19 protein-coding genes are annotated in these 20,880 nt (G+C 54.8%); 8 read left to right on the plus strand and 11 right to left on the minus strand.

Annotated features, from left to right (window positions below; all coding sequences use genetic code 11):
• The first annotated feature begins 535 nt into the window (after nt 1–535).
• Complete coding sequence (locus tag O3A94_13570) at nt 536–1,939, plus strand: ammonium transporter (protein ID MDA1357280.1); 1,404 nt, start codon at nt 536–538, stop codon at nt 1,937–1,939.
• An 11-nt stretch (nt 1,940–1,950) separates the two neighbouring features.
• On the plus strand, nt 1,951–2,205 hold the full coding sequence (locus O3A94_13575) for a hypothetical protein (protein MDA1357281.1): 255 nt from the start codon (nt 1,951–1,953) through the stop codon (nt 2,203–2,205).
• Between the two features lie 101 nt (nt 2,206–2,306).
• Here O3A94_13575 and O3A94_13580 read toward each other — a convergent pair whose 3' ends face one another.
• Nucleotides 2,307–2,573: a hypothetical protein gene (locus O3A94_13580; protein ID MDA1357282.1), complete on the minus strand. Its 267-nt coding sequence runs from the start codon at nt 2,571–2,573 to the stop codon at nt 2,307–2,309.
• 359 nt (nt 2,574–2,932) lie between these two features.
• On the opposite strand from O3A94_13580, the gene O3A94_13585 reads away from it, so the two are divergent.
• A complete protein-coding gene (locus tag O3A94_13585) occupies nt 2,933–4,207 on the plus strand; it encodes an adenylate/guanylate cyclase domain-containing protein (protein MDA1357283.1) in 1,275 nt (424 codons plus the stop codon).
• 18 nt (nt 4,208–4,225) lie between these two features.
• Here O3A94_13585 and O3A94_13590 read toward each other — a convergent pair whose 3' ends face one another.
• Together O3A94_13590 and O3A94_13595 are read right to left on the minus strand one after the other, a co-directional pair.
• Nucleotides 4,226–4,789 (minus strand): hypothetical protein, encoded by a 564-nt coding sequence (locus tag O3A94_13590; GenBank protein ID MDA1357284.1) that lies wholly within the window; start codon nt 4,787–4,789, stop codon nt 4,226–4,228.
• A gap of 311 nt (nt 4,790–5,100) precedes the next feature.
• The gene (locus tag O3A94_13595) at nt 5,101–6,663 is read right to left on the minus strand and encodes a class I adenylate-forming enzyme family protein (GenBank protein ID MDA1357285.1); all 1,563 of its coding nucleotides are present in this window, start codon (nt 6,661–6,663) and stop codon (nt 5,101–5,103) included.
• 299 nt (nt 6,664–6,962) lie between these two features.
• Here O3A94_13595 and O3A94_13600 point away from each other — a divergent pair, with 299 nt between their 5' ends.
• From O3A94_13600 to O3A94_13610, 3 genes are all read left to right on the plus strand, one after another.
• Nucleotides 6,963–7,478, plus strand: coding sequence for a DsrE/DsrF/DrsH-like family protein (locus tag O3A94_13600; GenBank protein ID MDA1357286.1), 516 nt, complete (start codon nt 6,963–6,965; stop codon nt 7,476–7,478).
• A gap of 38 nt (nt 7,479–7,516) precedes the next feature.
• Entirely contained in the window at nt 7,517–7,744 is a 228-nt protein-coding gene (locus O3A94_13605) for a sulfurtransferase TusA family protein (protein ID MDA1357287.1), read from the plus strand.
• A 411-nt stretch (nt 7,745–8,155) separates the two neighbouring features.
• Nucleotides 8,156–8,437, plus strand: a complete 282-nt coding sequence (locus tag O3A94_13610) for a peptidylprolyl isomerase (protein ID MDA1357288.1) — start codon at nt 8,156–8,158, stop codon at nt 8,435–8,437.
• 18 nt (nt 8,438–8,455) lie between these two features.
• Here O3A94_13610 and O3A94_13615 read toward each other — a convergent pair whose 3' ends face one another.
• The 6 genes from O3A94_13615 to O3A94_13640 all read right to left on the minus strand — a co-directional run bounded on the left by O3A94_13615 (nt 8,456) and on the right by O3A94_13640 (nt 17,004).
• Entirely contained in the window at nt 8,456–9,337 is an 882-nt protein-coding gene (locus tag O3A94_13615; GenBank protein MDA1357289.1) for a DMT family transporter, read from the minus strand.
• A 262-nt stretch (nt 9,338–9,599) separates the two neighbouring features.
• Complete coding sequence (locus O3A94_13620; GenBank protein MDA1357290.1) at nt 9,600–11,480, minus strand: ABC transporter ATP-binding protein; 1,881 nt, start codon at nt 11,478–11,480, stop codon at nt 9,600–9,602.
• A gap of 2 nt (nt 11,481–11,482) precedes the next feature.
• The gene (locus O3A94_13625; GenBank protein ID MDA1357291.1) at nt 11,483–12,394 is read right to left on the minus strand and encodes an ABC transporter permease; all 912 of its coding nucleotides are present in this window, start codon (nt 12,392–12,394) and stop codon (nt 11,483–11,485) included.
• A gap of 1 nt (nt 12,395) precedes the next feature.
• Nucleotides 12,396–13,424: an ABC transporter permease gene (locus tag O3A94_13630; GenBank protein ID MDA1357292.1), complete on the minus strand. Its 1,029-nt coding sequence runs from the start codon at nt 13,422–13,424 to the stop codon at nt 12,396–12,398.
• 62 nt (nt 13,425–13,486) lie between these two features.
• The gene (locus tag O3A94_13635) at nt 13,487–15,052 is read right to left on the minus strand and encodes an ABC transporter substrate-binding protein (protein MDA1357293.1); all 1,566 of its coding nucleotides are present in this window, start codon (nt 15,050–15,052) and stop codon (nt 13,487–13,489) included.
• Nucleotides 15,053–15,393: 341 nt separating this feature from the next.
• Nucleotides 15,394–17,004: a GMC family oxidoreductase N-terminal domain-containing protein gene (locus O3A94_13640; GenBank protein ID MDA1357294.1), complete on the minus strand. Its 1,611-nt coding sequence runs from the start codon at nt 17,002–17,004 to the stop codon at nt 15,394–15,396.
• 176 nt (nt 17,005–17,180) lie between these two features.
• Here O3A94_13640 and O3A94_13645 point away from each other — a divergent pair, with 176 nt between their 5' ends.
• Nucleotides 17,181–18,152: a threonine dehydratase gene (locus tag O3A94_13645; protein ID MDA1357295.1), complete on the plus strand. Its 972-nt coding sequence runs from the start codon at nt 17,181–17,183 to the stop codon at nt 18,150–18,152.
• Between the two features lie 266 nt (nt 18,153–18,418).
• Here the strand turns inward: O3A94_13645 and O3A94_13650 are convergent, their stop codons facing one another.
• Nucleotides 18,419–18,937, minus strand: coding sequence for a chemotaxis protein CheZ (locus tag O3A94_13650; GenBank protein MDA1357296.1), 519 nt, complete (start codon nt 18,935–18,937; stop codon nt 18,419–18,421).
• Nucleotides 18,937–19,326, minus strand: a complete 390-nt coding sequence (locus O3A94_13655) for a response regulator (protein MDA1357297.1) — start codon at nt 19,324–19,326, stop codon at nt 18,937–18,939. Before O3A94_13655 ends, O3A94_13650 begins: the two co-directional genes overlap by 1 nt.
• A 319-nt stretch (nt 19,327–19,645) precedes the next feature.
• On the opposite strand from O3A94_13655, the gene O3A94_13660 reads away from it, so the two are divergent.
• The coding region (locus O3A94_13660) for an Hpt domain-containing protein (protein ID MDA1357298.1) at nt 19,646–20,880 on the plus strand (1,235 nt) is incomplete at its 3' end.

Consider the following 20,880-nt stretch of genomic DNA (forward strand, 5'->3'; position numbering starts at 1 on the left):
AGCAGGCAGAGGTTCGGCGGCAGACGGCATGAAATCTGAGGCTGTGGTAGGAGCGTTTAAGGCGGCGCCGCACCCGCCGCAAAACTCGTCCGCCGCCTCGTTTGCAAAACCGCACGCAGCACAGTTGCGTTCAAGCGGCTCACCGCATTTCGCGCAAAAGCGACGCCCGGCCTTATTCGCCGCCCCGCATTTACTGCAATCCATTTTTATTTCCTAATTCCCAGCACCATGACGTCATCATTAAAACTATGCGATCAGCCAGGCAATCGCGGCGGAGGATCGCGTATACCGGCAACTTTGAATACGTGACGGCATCACGAATAGTGCTCATGTCCTATTTGGTAGGCTGGTTAAGAAAAATATTGGTCCGGACAAATTATATTTTAGCGCCGACGCGCTCGATCACTGAGAAATAAATTCTGGACATCAAAAATAATGGAACGCACTATTCCCCCAGCGCGAATAAGGTTTGATAAAATTATATAGCGAAAATCGCGAAGTCGTGCGCTGGGGGTTTTGACTAGGGGAGGTTCCAATGGGCGATCCGGTAACAGCCTTAACAACCATTTTCACCGAGACCTATTACTGGATCACGGTGGTTTTGATGTTTCTGATTCACGCTGGGTTCTGCACCTACGAGGTCGGCGCATCCCGGCGGAAGAATGTTCTTCATACCTTGATGAAGAACACCATGTTGATACCGCTGGTAACGGTGACATTCTATCTCTTCGGCTGGTGGATCTATTTCGCTCTCCCCAATGTGCCATTCGCTTCCGGCGGGTTTTCAGACGCGCCCTGGGCTCTGCCGTGGGCCGCAGAAATGGGCCCGAACATGCAGGATCATTTATTTGGCGTGTTCTGGGCTGCCTTCCTTCTGTTCTCCTGGACCACGGCGTCAATTGTCTCCGGCGCGGTGATCGAGCGTATCAAGACCAGCGCTTTCCTCATCTTTGCCGTCCTCATCGGCTCCGTCACCTGGATTCTCGATGCCGCATGGGGCTGGCATCCGGGCGGCTGGATGGTGCAGATTTTGGGCTATCACGATGCCTATGCGTCCGGTGTCGTCCACGCGATCGCCGGCGGCTCGGCGCTCGCTATCGTCTTGGTACTCGGCCCGCGCATCGGTAAGTTTGGGCCGAACGGCGAGGTCCGCACGATCAAGCCACATAATCCCTGGCTGGTGACAGTTGGGCTGTTCCTTATATTCACTGGGTTCTGGGGCTTCTACGCGGCCTGCAATGCCCCGATCCTGGATCTTAGCGGCGATGGTTCGTTCTTCTCAGCGACCAACATTTATCTAATGCCGACGACGTTGTCCGGCATTACCTTGAATTTCCTATTGTCCTTCTCGGGCGGCCTGATGTCTGCCTATTTGGTCAGCAAAGGCAATCCCTTCTGGACTTATTCGGGCGGCCTGGGCGGCATTATCGCGGCTTCGGCGGGCAACGACCTTTACCATCCGATTCAGGCTTTTGTGATCGGCGGCGTCGGCGTTGTCTTCATGTACATCATTCATCATTGGGTTGAAAAGCGCTTCAAGATCGACGATGCCGTGGGCGCCATCGCGGTACATGGCTATGCCGGTTTCTTCGGCGTGGTCGCGGCCGGCTTCATGCTATGGGGTTATCCAGCAGCCGACCCGATGTACGGCGATTACAGTGCGCGCGAAGTCTCAATCGGTATGTTCAATACCGATGAAGGCAAACCGATGATCAACCCGCTCGGCAACTTCATCGGCGCAATCATCATGTTCTGGGTGCTCGGATTTATACCCTGCTACATCCTTGCCCGCGTGCTCAAAGCATTCAATATGCTGCGCGTTCCCGAGAAAGTGGAACTGGCGGGTCTGGATACGCACGATCTGGGAGATGCCTATCCTTATAATGCACCCCAGGAAACCGAGTTCGAATCCATCGAACGCACCTACGCCAAGGACTAAGGGAGGACACAATGTCTACAGGATTAAATTCTTACAGCAACCCGCAAGATATTGGGCCGTTGTATCCCGGCGTGGGCTTGGAATGGCTGATGGTGGTCGTCCTCGTGGCCCTGTGGCTACTCTGGCATATCTTCCAGATATCTTCGGAAGAAAGGGAATACCGCGAAGCGATCAAACTCTACGATCAAGTGGGTATGAAACGCGCGATGCATCACTCGACGGGTGAGATTGCCCGCGAGGATGAAATACATATCGGCGAATCATGACCCCGCCCCTACGAATGGGCAGAGTTTTCTAACCACCGTTTAATTCAAAATACGTGATCGCGGCAACGGGTTAGCGATCCGGCGACGCACTCGCCAATTGTTCAATCACCGAAGCCAAGGTTGCGTTCCGCCGCCAAGCGGCGATTGTCAACAAACTGCTGGTGGCACGGCCCGATATGGACCCATACTGGCTCTCCAGCACCGTTGCTCAAACCAAGCGGAATGTAGTTGGCAACCAATTCGTCGCCGCAGGCGTCACACATGCTCAGCCCACCGGTGTCCGGACTATATTCCGCCAGCACACGCGCCAAACCTTCTTCGCAAGCCAAGATCATTTCATTCAAACCGGGTGCTGTCATGGTCATCATCGTTGCCTCCGTGCGGTTCAGGAAATTTGTATAATTCAGCGTTGCACTGAGAATATATATTTTTTTAATACTGTATTAAGTGATGTCAATCACGTGTTTATATTAAAAATAGTATTGTTGCACACGATACTATATTTTTAATTACTTAACCTTAATTACTGCAAGCGAACTTTGCGGCGCTGATTTGTTCCATAAGCGACAACGGCATGTTGACGATGAAAACTTCATGTCGCACTTCGAAACTACTTGAATTCCTTCATTTTTTCCTTGAATAGACTTCCCAGCCCAGCCCTTTTAAACTCCTGATCCGTTACCGGATGGGGGCCTTGCCAAGGCCAAGGTAAGAAGAAGGAGAGCCGATGCAGATTGAGGAGTTTTTCGATCGTGGCAACATGATCGATCTCAGTTTCTTCAATTTCAGCAATGCCATCACCGCGGCGTATTTCGCCGACCCGGGTTTACGCATTCTCAAAGTGAATAAGAATTTCCGGTCTTTTTTTCCGGTGCTCGGAAATGTTTCGAACGCCTATTTCCCCGACGTTCTCGAACAGCTCGGGGTGGCATCCGAGGATATCCGCTCCTTCTCGGATAAACTTGAGGTTGATGGCCGCGTCCTCATTCCGCAGATATTGCTCGTGATCGATGGCGAGGAGCGCGTTTTTTCGCTGCTTTCAACACGCACGACGGACAATAATTTTTCCTATCTCAACGGCGTCCAGGGGCAGTTTGTCGACCGCACGGCGGAGTTCGAGCTCAGGAAAGAACGTGAGAAGCTGCTGGAAGAAAAACTTCGCGACAGCGAGATCATCGCCGAGAAAACCCGCGAGCTGGAAACCCTGGCCAATCGCTTGGCCAAATATCTCTCGCCGCAAATCTACAGCTCAATATTTGCTGATTCCTCCGGCACTAAAGAGAGTTTCGCGCGCAAAAGCCTCACCATCTTTTTCTCGGATATCGAGGGCTTTACCGCTATCAGCGACGGTATGGAACCTGAAAAACTAGCCTATCTGATCAACAGTTATCTCAGCGAAATGTCCAACATCGCCATCGAATTCGGCGGCACCATCGACAAATTTATAGGCGATGCCATCCTGATATTTTTCGGCGACCCCGAGACCGAGGGCGACCAGAAAGACGCCATCAAATGCGTTGAGATGGCGGTTCGTATGCGCGAGCGGATGGTCGAGTTGCAAAAGATCTATCAGGCTCAGGGAATTTCCAAGCCGCTCCGTGTGCGCATGGGGATCAATTCTGGCTTTTGCACGGTGGGCAATTTCGGCTCGGACCACCGGCTCGAATACACCGTTCTCGGCAGTCCGGTGAACCTAGCCGCCCGGCTGGAAGCGGCGGCTGAGCCAGACACCATTTATATTTCAGAATCCACCCGTCTGCTCATCGGCGATGTTGCGGATTGCACGTATGTCAGCGAAATCACCCCGAAAGGGTTCATTCGGCCAGTTCCGGTATATCGCCTCGACAACCTCAAGGGCGCAGACGCACCCGGCATGTCGATGAAGCATGTCGGCGAGCATGTCGAGGTCAATATTGAGGATAGTCGCAACATCCGGGAAGCGATAGAGGAACTAAAACGAATTCAGGAAGAAATCGAACGGCGGCTGCCTGAACCGGAGTAGCGCATCGCCGGCGCAGGCCTATGCCGGCAGGCGCGTCAGATAGACGTTGATCTGATCGTCATTGGTGGGCGCATGCGAGACGATATAAGAGGCGCCTTCGGCCGCGAAAAAGACCATGCCGCTATTGCCCGGCCCGTCCATGACGATGATTTCTGACCATATCTTTTCGCCGAGAATTTGCTGCGCCATGACGACATCGTAAATTTCGAACAGTTCACGCGTCGCCGCACCGAGCTCGACAATTTTGCCGTCGCGCGCCACGCGGAATACCGGATCGGGCTTGCGGTCGGGGAAATCCGCCACGGATTCGAAACGCCGCGTCTTATAGCGCGTGGCGACAGAGGAATAGATACCGACGCAAACCGGAAAAGCGTAAGCAAGAAAAATCGACAATATAGCCAGGCCCAAGCGGTCACTGAATTCCACCGCCAGCAAATCGAACGGGTTGCCAAGACCCCGCAGCCACGGCACCAGAAGTTGACCATAAAGATTGATCAAGGTGCCGACGACTAGGGCGACGACATATGTAGATCGGTCCCTCAGCTTCTCGCCGACGAGACGGCGAATCAGGCGAAAATCCATTTGGCCAACCTCATAAGTAGCGTAGGACCCATCAAATGATGTGAGTCGAACCTACCCATATATTGGCTCAAAAAAATTGTGAATTCAAATTCGAGTGAACCAAGTCACAGGCGGCCGTAAGCAAAATCAAGATTTTTAAAAAATCCTAATTCCTGAATATTAGCCTCGACGGATGTATCTCCCGACGTTTGGGTTGATGTACGCCCGCCCACCTCCACAACCATCCTCCCGATTTGACGATGCGCGCAGGCTGTCAGTCGGCGCGGGATTCGATGATGTCAATATTATCACAGGGCGGCGATGGAGTTGAGCTAGCGCTCCGCCTGCCAGATCTCGGTCAACGCGCGGCGATCCATCTTACCGCGCGCCGTCTTGGGCAGAGATTCGCGAAAGATGATCTCGCGTGGCAACTTGGCTGGAGCTAGCTTGGCGCGGCAATGATCCAATATTTCCTCGGTCGAGAGTTCGGCACCGGGGAGCCGCACGGCGAAGACGACAACGGCCTCTCCATGAATATCGTCGGGCACGCCAATTGCTGCGGCTTCAGCAATGCCCGGCATTTCCATCACGGTATTGTTAATCTCGACTGGCGAAATATTGACGCCGCCGCGGATAATGACTTCCTTGCTGCGTCCGGTGAGATAGAGATAACCATCACTATCGAGATGGCCGAGGTCGCCCGTGCGGATGCGGCCCTTGGCATGAGTCTCAATCTTGCCGCCGGGCGTGAGATAGAGATATTCCGCGTTTTCTCCGCGCCCGACCTCTACGGCGCCGGTCTCGCCCTCGAGTAGGTTGGCGCCGTTGGCATCGACGATCTTCAGATTTTGATAGGCGAGCGGCTTGCCCACACTGCCAAAACGACGGCTGTGTTCGTCGCTTCCTGCGATCCACATCATCTCGCTCGCGCCGAAGCCCTGGGCGATGGGAATGCGGTATCGCTCTTCGAAGGCGGTCCAATCCTTGCGTAGGAGCGGCGCAGAACTGGAAAAAATATAGCGTAGGTTCGGCAGATCTTTAGCCGTCACAGCATGGGGGCGGTTGTTGAGCATGTTGATAGTTGTGGGATTGCCGGCGGCGATAGTGGCGCCGTAGTCACGGAGCCAATCAAAATACCGGCTTTGTGAAAATTTGCGTGCGAGAAGAAGCGTGGCGCCTTGGCATAGCGGTCCGAGAGCGCTCAGCACCTGCGCCGACACCCAGTTATAGGAGCGGAAATCAAGTACCCGATCTTCCGCCGTCAGGCCAAACGCAGTCGCCGTGGGCACGACATTGGCGATCAGCTCCGCGTAGCTGCAAACGATGCCTTTGGGTGCGGCCTCGGTTCCGGATGTGTAGAAAATCGAAGCCACATCCGAAGGTAAGTTGACGGGCGGGATATCACCGTCACCCGAACATCCCGCGATTTCGGCGAAGAAGCCGCTACCGCCGGCCGCACGCCAATCGCCGAGCGCTTGCCATTCACCGGAATTCTGTTCGACAAGGCTGGCAATATCAAGGCCGTCTTCAAAGAGTAGCAGGCGTGCGTCGACGGCGGCGAGGATATCGCTGAAATGGGCGCGGTTCATTTCGATATTGATGGTGCAAATGGTGGCGCCATAGGCCAGCACACCAAAATACACCGCGAGATGCTCAAGCGAATTCCCGGCTAAAAGCGCCACCCGGTCATTGGCCATGATATTTCGCGCGGCCAGAAATTGAGCGATTTGGCGGGACACATGATACATCGCGCCATGGCTAATCGATTTTCCTTGATCGATGCTTTCAATAAATATTTTGTCGGGAAAACGCCGATTGTTCTCTTCGAGCCAGGCAAGAAACCCCGCCCCGCTGCTATCACCGCCTGTGCCGTGCTGTGCATGCCTGATTGTCATACGCGCGAGATTACTACAAAGACTTCGGACTGCCATAATTTGGCGGAGTTTGGCGGATGGCGATGTTTGGAGAAACGACGGGCTAACTAATCCGGAAACGGCGTGAGCCAGTTAGATTCACCGCGAGGGGCGCGTCATCAAGTGCCCTCTTCGTATTTCTGGGCGCTTGAGATAGGTTACGTAGCTTGACTAGGTAAAATGCCAATCCATCAAAATTATTATTGGTATTTATTAATTTAATACAAAACGAACTGCTGGAGAGCGCCTTGAGGCGCTCTCCACCGCGAGGAGTGAGGCACATGAAGGACGAAGTAACGAGCGGCGATCGAATTGATAATTCGAAGAGCATGTCTCTGATCGTGACTAAGGGCACACTGGATTGGGGCTATCCGCCGCTTATCCTCGCGACCACTGCGGCCGCGATGGGACTCAACGTTTCGATGTTCTTCACCTTCTATGGCCTCAACCTGCTGCACAAGAAACTCGACCTGGGCGTCTCCACACTCGGCAATCCGGGCATGAAAATGCCGATGATGGGCATGCATTTGGGATTGCCCAACATGATGAGCATGCTGCCCGGCGCCGACGGCGTGGTCACGGGCATGATGAAGAAATTGATCGATAAGAAAGGCGTGGCGTCGATCGAGGAATTGCGGGACGCCGCGGTCGAATCCGACGTCAAAATGATCGCCTGCCAGATGAGCATGGACCTATTCGAATACGAGCTCGACGATCTGATCGACGGGCCGGAACTGGGCGGTGCCGCAACCTATATCGAAACCGCGCTCAAATCCGATATCAATCTATTCATTTGAGCCTGTCGGCTATTCGCCGGCATATCGGAGACCCTCCAATGGCCGACCAAACCCTCAACGCCAAGGGCCTCAACTGCCCGCTACCGGTTCTCAAGGCTAAAAAAGCGCTCGGCAGCATCCCCACCGGCGGCACCCTGGAAGTCCTTGCGACTGACCCGGGCGCGGTAAAGGATTTCGCCGCCTTCTGCCGCCAAACGGGCAACCAACTGCTCGAATCGAACGAAGACGGCGGAGTCTTCTCGTTCCTGATCCGGCGCACTGCCTGACCAGGCCTGCAACATATACTGCACCAGCTTTTATTTCGCGTTGGCCGGGCGATAAAACACAGCATAGGCCTGCAAAGTTGAAATAGGTCCGAGCATCTGGCGCGCCGAATCTGGTGCGGGACTGTTTTGCTAGATGGTGCCCCTAAGAAATGTGCAATGCTCCTCAACTAAACTCCGCAACCGACAAGGGGTGATTCCTGTAGGAGCAGCGGGTGGCGTGCTGTTGGCAGCTGAGTGTGTTATTTGCCGTACATCGCGGATGTCGACATCCAACCACGAGCCGAAGACCAAACCCTTTAGACACCAGCTCTTTTCACGCCGGCTCTCAGCGGTTATGTTGCGCCGCCTGTCCGTGCAGGGCAGGCACCGCAATCTGCGAATCACCAACTGGAAATCATACGGAGGCTCCCAATGGCTCAAGCCAGCGCACGGCACATATTGGTTGAAAGCGAAGCTCTTTGCGAAGAGCTCAAGACGAAAATCGCCGGCGGCGAGGACTTCGCCGAAGTGGCGCTCGAACATTCGACCTGCCCGTCCAGCAGCAAGGGCGGCGAACTCGGCGAATTTGGCCCGGGCCAGATGGTCAAGGAATTCGACACTGTCGTGTTTTCTGCGCCGGTGAATGAAGTTCAGGGGCCGGTGAAAACTCAGTTCGGCTACCACTTGCTTGAGGTCACCAGCCGCACAGATTAAGAACCCTCGGACTGGCCTTTAGCCGAACGCTCCGAGGATGGCAACGCCGCCCACCGTCAACCCGACGCCAGCCCACTGCAGCGGCGACACCGGCTCGCGCAGAAAAACGCGCGCGAGCAACACGGTGACAGCGGTATACGCGACGCTGGCGACTATGGCGTATTCGCCGTGCGCTGTATCGATGCCAAAAAACAGAAACAGGTGGCCAAGTGTATCGAGCACACCGAATGCCACCAGCACCGGCCAGGCGCGAAACGGGAAGCGCGCCCGGTCTCGACGCCGACCAAACACCACAATCATAAGCACGAAGGCGCCCGTTAGGCGCACCACTAAGACAGTCTGCAATGCGCCGTACATTTGAATGGCGTTGTCCGCCGCGGTGAGCGAGGCCGCAAAAATACTGGCGGCGGCAAGCGAAAAAATGATCGTTCTGCGGATGGCGGCGGGGGTATATTCTTTTGCCTCACTGTTTCCGCCGTTGGCCGAGACAGTTCGCGCCACCAGCCAGATGCCGGCCAAGGTGATAACCATCGCGGCCCAAATTATCGGCCCCGGCCGGGCGCCGAGCGCAACGGATATCGGCACCGCCACCGCCGGATAACTCGCGACCATGGGCGCAGCGAGTGATAGCGGCCCATGCGTGACGGCATAGAAAAACAACATCGCGCCGATCGTCGTGCCTGCGCCGATGGCCAGTAGCCAGTGCAAGCCGTCCAGCCGCCAATCTATCGCCTCCCCCATCACAAGCATGATGGCAGCGATCAGGACGGCGCCAACTGCCATCACCGCGAATGTCGCCGCCATTGCACCAACTGAACGGCCGGCAAGACGCGCAAAGTAATCCGAGAATCCCCAAACAACCGCACAGCCCGCCCCCCAAAAGACGGCGCTCTCTAACATCGATTGGAACTCAACGCGTCATGCCGCTAAAAGCGTGCTGATTGGCGGAGCAGGAGATGGAAGGCGGATGCATGGCGCGCCGGAGTATGGTTTGCGGACCAGATGAAGTCGAGGCGAAAGGCGACAGAATTCAGCAAGTTAGGCCCCTGCCCTTGCACAACCCGCGTGCCGCAGAGCCCCTGCGCATCGCAAGCCTACTGTCAGACAAACTGAACGTGATTCAGATAAGTGTTGCCCAAATAAAACAGCCGTCTCACCGACCTCAGAGGGGCGTCCCACCGAAAAGCCGGGCACGCAGCTCCTTGTTTTGGCGCGCGGCCTCGACAAGTTCCTGATCGGAATCATTGGCTCTAAAACACGCACTCACGCCGCGCTTGCGGGCTTCAAGAGATGGTTCATCTTTAACGCATTGCTCCATCGCGAGCGGGCATCGCGCCATAAAACTACAGCCTGGCGGGATGCCGATCGGGCTTGGCGGCTCACCCTCAAGCAGACATTCTTCGGCGTTATAACGGCGTTCTTCAATTGTCGGCACTGCGCTCAACAAGGCGCGCGTGTAGGGATGACCAGGATCGAAGAAGACGCTGTGATTGTCGGCCAGTTCAACCACCTTGCCTAGATACATCACGGCAATTCGCGTGCAGGCACGGCGCACCATCGCGAGATCGTGCGAGATGAAGATATAGGTAAAGCCGTGCTCCTGTTGCAGCCGCTCAAACGTCTCCAACAAGCGCGATTGCTCCACCTGATCAAGCGCCGATAGCGTTTCGTCAAGAATCAGGAGTTGCGGCTCCAGTACCAGTGCACGGGCAAGGTTGATGCGCTGTCTTTGCCCTGCGCTCAAACCCACCAAAAGGTCGCCGTACAGCGAATCCGACAAGCCGACTTCCGCCATGACGGCACGGACCCGGTCTCGAATCTCCTTGGAGTTCAACCCACCGTGAATAATCAGGGGTTCGGCAATCGTGCGGCCCACGGCCAGATGCGGTGGCAAGGCATTATAGGGGTCTTGTAAAAGAAGCTGGAAGCGACGCCGCAGCCCAATAATATCGCGCCGCTTCATCTTAGAAAGATCTGCATCTTCGTACCAGATCGTTCCTCTTTCCGGCGCCTCCACCCAACTCAGCAGGCGCGAAAGAGTCGATTTACCGCAGCCCGATTCACCGACGATGCCAAAATTTTCGCCAGCGTGCACATCGAACGTGACGCCGCGTACGGCTTCCACATCGTTGTATCCGAAGAATCGTTTTGGATCTTTCACGCGATAGGTCTTGTATACGTCTTCGACGCGCAGGATCACTTTCTCATCCCGCACCGCCTCTTCCGGTATAAATTTTTCCTCTGTCTCCCAAATTCGAGGTATCTGGGAAAGCAACTGCTTAGTGTAATCGACGGAAGGTGCCGAAATAATCTTGGCGGGCGTGCTGCGTTCAACAATTTCGCCATGATTTAGAACAATAATGTCGTCGGCAATTTCGCGAACAACCGCGAGAGAAGACGACACAAAAATGATCGCTGTGCCAAAATCTTCGCGCAGTTCGTGCATGAGCCGAATGATCTGGGCAGCAATTGTCACATCAAGCGGCTGGGTTACATTGTCCGCGATGAGAAACGTAGGGTTCGTAATCAACGCGTCTACGATCAGCGCACGCTGCATCATGCCGCCAGAGTACTGAAACGGAAACTCGTGAAACCGTTCCTCAGGTCGCGGTAAGCGCACCGCCTTCATCATCTCGATGGTGCGGCGTTTTGCTTCTGCTTTGCTGACACCCGGCTCGACGGCTCTTAGTTTCTCGACGATCTGATGACCAACAGGAATAGTGGGATCTAGCGCGCTGCCCGGGTTGTTGCCGATATAGCCGATTTCACGTCCACGGATCGATTCGATCTCGCTCCGGCTCTCGCCGATCAATTCCCGGCCTCGATAGATGACTTTTCCCGAAGTAAACACCAGCGGCGGATCTATTGCACCAATCACCGCACGCGAAAGTACTGTCTTGCCGGATCCGCTCTCTCCGATAATGCCAAGCGCCTGGCGTTCGATGAGGTCAAAGGAGACGTTGCGCAGCACCGGAGTTGATTTCCCACCACGCACGAGGTCGACGGAGACGTCTTCGACCCGGAGTAGGATTGGCTCGCTCACGATTAGATTACTCCCGCGAAAATCTTATTTCGTGCCCGCTCCAGTGCAGAACCCATCACATTGATGCTGAGCAGCGCAATGATCAGCAAGAGACCCGGCATCGTCGGGATCCACCAATTGTTGATGATGTATTTGGTGCCGTCCGAGATGATGTTGCCGAAGGTTGGCGTGGGAGGCTGAATACCGATCCCGATAAAACCGAAGAGCGCCTCAAATATCATCATGCGCGCGACATCGAGCACGGCCACAAAGGCAATCGGCGGCAGGATATTGGGCGCAATCATAATCAACATTATTCTAATGTCGGACGCGCCCAGGATCTTTGCACCGCGCACATATTCTCGTTCTCGTTCCGCCAGTGCGACGCTGCGCACGACGCGTGCGTAGATTGGCCAGCCGGCCAGCACCAGTACAGCAATGATGGTACCCGCGCTCGGCCGCGTTACGCCCAAAATCGTGATCGCCAGCACAATGAGGGGCACCGAAAGCTGCGCATCGGTCACGCGCATGAGAATCGTGTCAACCCATTTGCCCCAATAGCCCGAGATGATGCCGAGCGTACAACCCAGAATGAACATCAAGAACACACTGGCCACGCCAATGCCGAGGGCGTTACGCAGCCCGATTAACGACCGAAGCAGCAGATCGCGCCCGAGTTGATCGGTGCCGGCCAAATGGGCAAGCGTTCCACCCTCCATGAAAAACGGCGGGGTGAACCTCGCGCGTACATTTATCTTCGTTGCTGATAAATCGGTGGCTTCTGGCAGGATAACTGCTGCAAGGACAAGAACAAGAAAAGTACCCAATCCGAATTGGAACCCGCGCATGCGCCAGGCGAGTTGAAACATCCGCCGTGTCGTGCCGACGCCGCGTTTTTTGCCACTAGCAACCACTGTCAAATCTTCCGTCGCCACGTCAGTACTTAAGCCTTCTATCGATATATGTCGCGATTAGATCAACAAATATGTTGACCGAAACGAGGGTTCCTGCGGCCAATATCGCGACCCCTTGGATAATTGGAAAATCGCGCTGCAGGACAGCCTGAATCGTAAGTTTACCGACACCCGGATAGTCGAAGATATACTCGGTCACAAACACACCACCGAGCAGTAGCCCGCCGATTTGTACGCCGAAGAGATTGAGCATCGGAATTGATGAATTGCGGACAATGTGCCGCCAAACTATTTGCCGCCATGGCAGGCCGCGCAATCGACCGCCATCGACAAAGCCTTGCTGCAGGTTTCCGGCAATGGCTACAGAGAGCCCGCGAATGATTATCGGCGCCAGCTCCACCGCGAGCACAATCGCCGGCAATATCGTGTAGCTAAAACCTTTGTAGCCAATAGCGGGGAGCAAATTTGCTCGTGTGGATACCAGCAGAATCAATACAAGCGCCAGCCAAAAATTTGGCAGAGACACAAACAGCGAACTCGTAAAGAAGGCGATCCTATCTTGCCATTTTTCGGGTTTCAGGCCGCCAGCGATTCCGAGCGGCACCGCGACGAATAGAGTAAACAACAGACCGAGACCAGCTAGCTGCAATGTATAGGGCAAACCGTCGCCGATTAATTTGATCACATGTGCGCGCCGGGTTTTGAGGGATTCCTCGCGCTCCCGTTCACCTTCCTCGGTGACTCGCCCGCCTTGTTTCGACTGCGCCGTGGGTGCTGCACCGCCTGATTCGCCAAGCAGATAGGATTGACCGAGATCGCCATTGAATAAGTCGACGATGTAGCGGCCATACTGCTCGTGAATGGGGTCTCTGAGGCCGAGTTCCGCCGCCTTTTGCTCCAGCACGGCCTCGCTGACGTTGGCGCCCAACATCATGCGAACAGGATCTCCCGGAATGATCCGCAACAGCGTGAAGATCAAAAAAGAAACCAAGAAGACGACAACAACGCCTTGGGCGAGCCGCCGCAGCAGGAACGTGAGTATAAAGGCCATATTCTATTGTCTGGAAAAGACGTGGGGAGCCGCACCGCAGGACGGTGCGGCTCCCAATTGCCTTAGAGCGCTGACCAAGTGGCCTTGGAAAGATCCATCGGGCCGTTTGGATAAATATAAAGGTCTTTCAACCCCTTATTGTGTGCGTGGATAAGCACCGACGTAAACAATCCGAAACTCGGCATTTGCTTGGCGAGAGCCGGCATCAGCTTGGTTTGAATAGCCGCTTTACGAGCAGCTGGATCGCCGATGGATTGTTGCAAATCGATAACGCCGTCGAGTTCGTCGTTGACGCAGTTGCTCAAGATTTGGCCATCGGAGTGCCACATCGGCCGAACCACCAGATTAGGCTCGGGCGAACCGGTCATCCAACCCGTATCAGCAAGCTGTGTACCGGTCGGACCCTTGTCGAATACTTTGTCGAGCCATGCTGCGACTTCCATCACGGTGAATGTGACGGGAAATCCCTGTTCTTGCAGCATCGCCGTCATGACTTCGCCGTATTCCTTGGTCTTGGGGTAGAAGCCAACCGAGGTCAGATACTCGATGTCGGGCAAACCATCGCCCTTCGGATAACCTGCTTCCGCCAATAGTTCCTGACAGCGTGCGGGGTCATATTCCGGAGATCCAGGAATATCGTCGGTATAGCCGAATTTAACTGGCGACAACTGGCCATTCGACTTGTGTCCGGCCGGACCCATGATTTCAAGGATCAGTTCGCGGTCGATGGCATGGCAGGCGGCGTGACGGATCCGCACATCGTCAAATGGCGGCTTTTGACAGCGGAAATGCAGGTATTTGTTTTCCGTAGAGATCGTCCGCACGACGTCGACATCTTCAGTGAGGAGCGTTTCGTACTGTTCTGGCTCGATCCGCTCGATCAGATCGGCTTCACCGCCAAGCAGGCTCAACAAACGCGTGTTCGCGTCGCCCACAAAGGTTGAGATGTATTCCTCAATCTCTGGCTTGCCGAAGTGATATTTGTCATAGGCCTCAAGGCGAGTGGTAGGACCGTCCCGACCAACGAACTTATAGTAGCTCGTTCCGTTCGGGCGTTCGCCGATCGCATTATTTTTAATATCGTCGGCAGACATGATCGGCAGGAAGCCCGCCAGAAAATAAAACAGCGAACCAGGATAGGCGCCGTCGGCGGCGCGCAAACGGACGGTCCGAGAATCAACGACTTCGGCTTCCGCCTGACCTGGATACCATGTGCCCGCCGGACGTTCCGGGTTGGACGCGTATTCGATCGTCGCTTTCACATCTTCCGGACCGAATTTTTGGCCAGCATGGAAATATACGTCGTCACGCAGGGTGTATTCGATGGTCTTCTCATCGATGACCCGGTGCCCGATCGCCAAATCAAATTGAATTTCTTCCGGGTCGGACTGGGTCATCGGCGTCTGAATCAGTTTTCCAAACACATGATGTTCGAAATAAATCTGAGCCAAAATTGTGTGCGATGTAACATCCCAACTTGCCGTCAACGGTTCGGTTTGAAGATAAGTGATGTTTTTGCGCCCTTGTGCGAGGGCTTTCTTGAAATAGGGTGCCTTGCCAACAAGTGCGGTTGCGGCGCCTGCGGCGGCAGCAGTTTTGAGAAACGTCCGGCGTGTCGTTTTGGTCATAAATCTTCTCCCAATGACGGTCCGGGCTCTGTATTGACCCGTGACGTCGTCTGAATTCACTCGCCCAGCGGCTTACGCAGTCCAAAATCAGGAAATACTGGTCGAGTCTCCCAACGAGCAAAATAATTGATGCCGAAGCGCGGCAGACGCCACGCAAGATCAGTATCAGAGGTTAAGACAGAATATTACAAGTGACAAATGTATTATTGCGTCGCTTGACTCCCCCACAATATTTACACCTTTTTTTCGTATTATTGACCGTCTTACAATCACACTTATTCGCTGTATTAATATATCGCGACTAAAACCCCCGACTTGATGCGAAGACCAGAATTCAATCGTCAATCGCGCGCATCCTGCAGGATCATGTCTGACGCCTTTTCACCGATCATGATGGTTGGAGCATTGGTATTTGCGCTCGTCACGATTGGCATGACCGAGGCATCCACAACGCGCAGGTTCTCAACTCCAATGACACGCAATCGCGGGTCGACCACAGCCATTTCGTCCGTACCCATTTTGCACGTGCCCACAGGATGGTAGGTCGGCAGAGTGTGGCTTCGAATAAAACCCTCCATATCTGCGTCGCTCTGCATATCGACATCACTCTTGGGCAGCGCTATGCCCTCGAAATGCTTTTGGAAAGCTGGAGCGTCGACAATCCTTCGTACGATGCGGCAACCGTCGATCATGCGTCTCAGATCGTCTTCGTCCTCTAGCAGGCGAGAATTAATCTTGGGCGGCTCATTCGGATCTGAGGCGCGCAGGCAAATGTCGCTTCGACTGCTTGGCCGGCAGACGTTTACCGGAATCGTCACTGCCGGGCGCTTCATCATCGACAACCCCTCCGGCCCAAAATCATATCCCACCGGTGTGAAATGCAGTTGGATGTCTGGCCGGGTCTCCGTTTCGGGGCGGGTGCGCAGGAATGCCACGGCATGCGAAATTGAATTTGCCGCCGCGCCCTTGCCGCGCAACAGCCAATTGGAGAGGTGCTTAACGTAATAATAGGGCGTGAGTTCCATGTTGTAGGTGGAGATATTTACATAGGCCGCAACCCAGACCACAGGATGCTCCTGGAGGTTTTGCCCGACGCCCGCGCTGTGGTGAACAATTTCGATGCCCATCTCGCGTAAATGGGCCTCTGGGCCAATACCCGAACGCAGCAAGACCGTGGGCGACGCGATAGCGCCACAGGCGACAATCACTTCACCCGCGGTGCGTTCTTCTTGAACCTGGCCGTCCCGCAGGAAGCGGATACCGACGGCCCTCTTGCCTTCGAATATAACTTTGTCTGCTTTCGCACCCGTGACAACCGTCAGGTTTGCACGCGCGCGCGCCGGTTTTAGATAAGCCTGTGCGGTGCTATTTCGCCGGCCGAAACGGATCGTGCCCTGACTGGGGCCAACGCCCTCTTGCGTTTCACCGTTTACGTCGGCGTTGAACGGAATGCCGGCCTGCTGTGCCGCTTCCAGAAATACAGCCGTGAGCGGATGTGGTGAAGGCGTATCGGTAACTTCGAGCGGGCCGTCGGCACCATGATATTCGCTCGGGCCGAGCGGGTTTTTTTCCATTCGAATGAAGTAAGGCAGCACATCGCGGTAACTCCAGTCCGTACGATTGCCCATCAGCCGGGCCCACTCGTCATAATCTTCGTGCTGGCCACGCAGATAGACCATGCCGTTGATCGAGCTACTGCCGCCCAACACTTTGCCGCCGGGCCACATGTCGATTCTTCCGTTCAGCGAGGGGTCGGGTTCGCACATGTACTGCCAATTAAATTTCGGATTGTTGATCGCCTTGACCTCGCCGCCAGGCACTCGAATCTGCGGCGAATTGTCTTTGCCACCGGCTTCCAAAAGCAGCACATTGTTCTTCGGATCCGCTGAAAGACGGTAGGCTAGAACGCAACCAGCTGATCCGGCGCCAACGATGATGTAGTCCCACGCCATGCATTCCTCCTGGTTTGGTGGCAGAAATTTTTTGCAGTGACAGCATCGTACCAATTCTGCATCGCATCAATTACCTGTGGAACGATTCGTGACGGCCAGTGTACAGACAAGCGACCGAATCATGCTCATCGCGGACTGAACGGCTATAGTGCAGCCATTGAAAAACTGGAGATGTCATGAAACTTCCTAATTTAGGTGAGCTCGAACAAGCAGCGGAACTAGTCCACCAAACCCTAACGCCAACGGCGCAAATAAGCTGGCCATTGCTAAGCCTGCGTGCCGGTGCGGAAGTCTGGGTCAAACATGAGAATCACACGCCGATTGGTGCCTTCAAGGTGCGTGGTGGCCTGGTATATATTGACGCACTCAAGCGCCAAGGACATACCAACCGGGTGGTTGCTGCGACACGCGGCAACCATGGTCAAAGCATCGCTTTTGCTGCAGCGCGCGCCGGACTGAGTTCAACGGTTGTTGTCCCGAAGGGCAATGCTGTTGGTAAGAATGCGGCGATGCAGGCATTTGGTGCGGAATTGATCGAACACGGCGTCGATTTCCAGGAAGCCTACGAACACGCCCTGACTCTCGCCGACGGCGAAGGCGTGACATTCATCCCCTCCTTCGACATGGGTTTGGTGAAAGGTGTCGGGAGCTATGCACTGGAGTTTTTTCACGCCGTGCCCGACCTGCACACAATCTATGTGCCAATCGGTCTTGGCTCAGGCGCTTGCGGCACGATTGCGGCGCGTGAGGCGCTTGGCCTGAAAACCCAAATCGTCGGTGTCGTCAGTGAAAACGCCGCGGCCTACGCGCTGTCGTTCGAGGCCGGCAAACTGATCAGCACCAACAGCTCCTTTTCAATTGCCGACGGTCTGGATTGCCGGGTCCCGGCTGCCGACGCGCTGGAGATTATTCGCACAGGGGTTGAGCGAATTGTCACCGTCAGCGACGATGAAATCTTGGCGGCTATGGCGCATTATTTAACCGACACACACAATCTTGCCGAAGGTGCTGGCGCCGCACCCCTGGCCGCGTTGCTACAAGAGCAAGCACAAATGGCAAGAAAAAAAGTCGGCCTCATTCTCTCTGGTGGCAATGCCGACCCTGCCCTGATAGAGCGCTCTCTGCATCACGCCGCTTTGAAAGGCTGAACCAAGTTGAGGCGGACAGAGGCCATAAGTAGACGTGGCAGCTGCACAATCCGATTTCGCTATTTCATCGGTTGTATTGCAACATCTCACCGCAGTTCAGGTGACGCCTGAGATTGAAATGATTGTGAATCGAGGCGTTGGCTGAAGCGAAGTTTTTGTGGATCTTGTCGTCTTTTATTTTCGCCATCAAGCGGGTTTGGTCTGCCGGACCCTTCCGGCGTGCCTTATTTTTTTTAGCGCGGACGGCTTTTAAATGATCTCGACGTTCACATACTGTCGAACATTTTATCGACGTCGTCCTGGCTGATGCCTTCGCCTTCTAGGGCGGGGCCGGCGAGTAGATCGGCATCTCCTTCGGGCGTTGCATTTGCTTCGGGATCGTCAAACTCGGCGCCGAGCAACCCCTGCAGTGTCTCCAAATGCTCTTCGATCAAACGCAATGTCAACATTACCTTGCTGATGCGTTGTCCCGTTAAATCTTGAAATGCGCAGGATTCGAAGATGCGTTGGCAGGATTTTTGAACGATCTCGCGAAACTCTTCATCGATTTGTTCGGGCATCGCGTCGGTAATCGCTTCGGCCGATTCCATGATGGCGTTCGACGCGACTTCCGTGGTTTTGACAATTTCGTGCATTTCCTCGATGGCGCGTGGCAAGTTGTCGCGTTTCAAGGCTCCCGGCCGCAGTTCGGCGATTTGCGCGCGCGCCTGCACGATGTCACGCGCCAGGCCCCATACCTCTTGATAGAGTGAATCAACTTTGCCGCGCAATTTTTCGGGAACCATTAGAACTCTCCGATAACGGCTGCAACCTTCGAACGCAATGTGACGGCGTTGAAAGGTTTGACGATGTAGTTATTCACGCCGGCCTTCTTCGCCGCAATTACGTTTTCGGTCTTGGATTCGGCAGTGATCATTATGAATGGCAATGGCTTGAGGTGCTCGTCGGCTCGCACTTCGCGCAGGAGTTCGAAACCAGTCATCGGCTCCATGTTCCAGTCGGAAATCACCAAATCGTACTTTTTCTCGCGCAACGCCTTCAGCGCCTGGCTACCGTCGGAAGCCTCGTCAATATTCTTAAAGCCGATCTCCACGAGCAAATTCTTGATGATTCTGAGCATCGTCTTGTAATCGTCGACGATGAGAATCTCCATCGTTTCCTTATTTACGGCCATAGGTTTAGTCCTCACTTTTCGAAAGCGCGTATTAATCTCCAAACGTGCGCTGCACGCTCGACCGCAGGGCATATACCAAACTACGCAGAGCACGAGACATCAGAGATACGCCAGGCGGGTAAACGAACGCTTAATTTTGGAATTTGAATTCCTATCGCTATTGCGGTGGGTTGCCGACATCCACAGATTTTGACTTCGGCTGCAGAATGTGCCGCAAATTTTAGAGAACTATTAATCTGTTTCGCTCATTGTGTGCGCGACATTGATGCTGCGCTGGCATCCCACCCGGAACCCATCACACGCAACAGAGACACACCTCATGGATGATTTGCTAGGCGAATTTCTCGCGGAAGCCCTTGAAGGGATCGAGGTTCTCGATGCCGAACTGGTAACCCTCGAACAGAACCCCAATGACCCTGCCCTACTGGGCAGCATCTTTCGGGTGCTTCATACGTTAAAGGGGACATCGGGTTTCTTGGATCTACCGCGCCTCGAATCGGTGGCCCATGCCGGTGAGAACATTCTCGGCAAATTTCGTGACGGCGAACTGGAAGTGACGCCAGCCGCAGTAACGCTAATTCTTGAATCCATCGACGCCATTAAGGTGTTGGTCACGGCGATTGGCGAATTCGGCACTGAGCCGCAAGGCGACGATGCCGTGCTGATCGCCAAGCTAAACGCCTGGGCTGAAGGAAGTGGTGAAATTGCGGCACCGGGCGACGACGACGCGCAGGCCATAGGGAAGCCCGCCGCCGACGAAGCCGAAGTCAACGCGGCGTTGGCACTACCGATTGAGGACGACGCTGATATTTATAAAAGCATCGGCGGCCTTTCGACGATGGACGCCATATTCGATTGCCTTTATCGCAAAGTAATGGCTGACGAGCGGCTGCAGCCGATTTACAGCAAGGGCGATATAGACGTTCTGCAACTAGTGCATTGCGCTTATGCGTGCGAAGCGATCGGTGGCCCGAAGGCAGACACAAACTATAACTTGGCCACGGTTCACGCCGATTTGGTTAACGCCGGCCTGGATGATGAGCACTTCGATGCCGTGTCTGCCTATTTGACCATTGCCCTGCAAGAACTGGAATTGCCGGCCAACGCGTCCGCGAGAATTACCGAGATTTTCGCCGCGAGCAGCGAGATTGTCTTACGCGGGAGCACTGCTCTACCGGCTACAGATAAAAGCGAAAGAGCCCCGATGGGTATGCCGGCAGCAGACGAAAACGCAGAAGACGAGGCACCGCAAAATAGCGGGCAGGCTGCGACGAAAGCCGCAGCTTCCGTTGCCGTGCAGACCATCCGTGTGAATGTGGATGTGCTCGAAAGTCTGATGACCGTGGTTAGCGAGCTTGTCCTTACGCGTAACCAGCTGATGCAAATTCTGCGCGACCAGCGAAAGAGCGAGTTCGACGGCCCGCTGCTACGGCTCAATCAGGTAACTTCGGAGCTGCAGGAAAGTGTTATGCAAACGCGCATGCAGCCGATCGGAAACGCATGGGGCAAGCTGCCGCGCATCGTTCGCGACCTCTCTCAAGAACTCCACAAAAA

It is taken from the genome of Pseudomonadota bacterium (assembly GCA_027624955.1).
In the GTDB taxonomy this organism is placed as follows: Bacteria; Pseudomonadota; Alphaproteobacteria; order UBA828; family UBA828; genus PTKB01.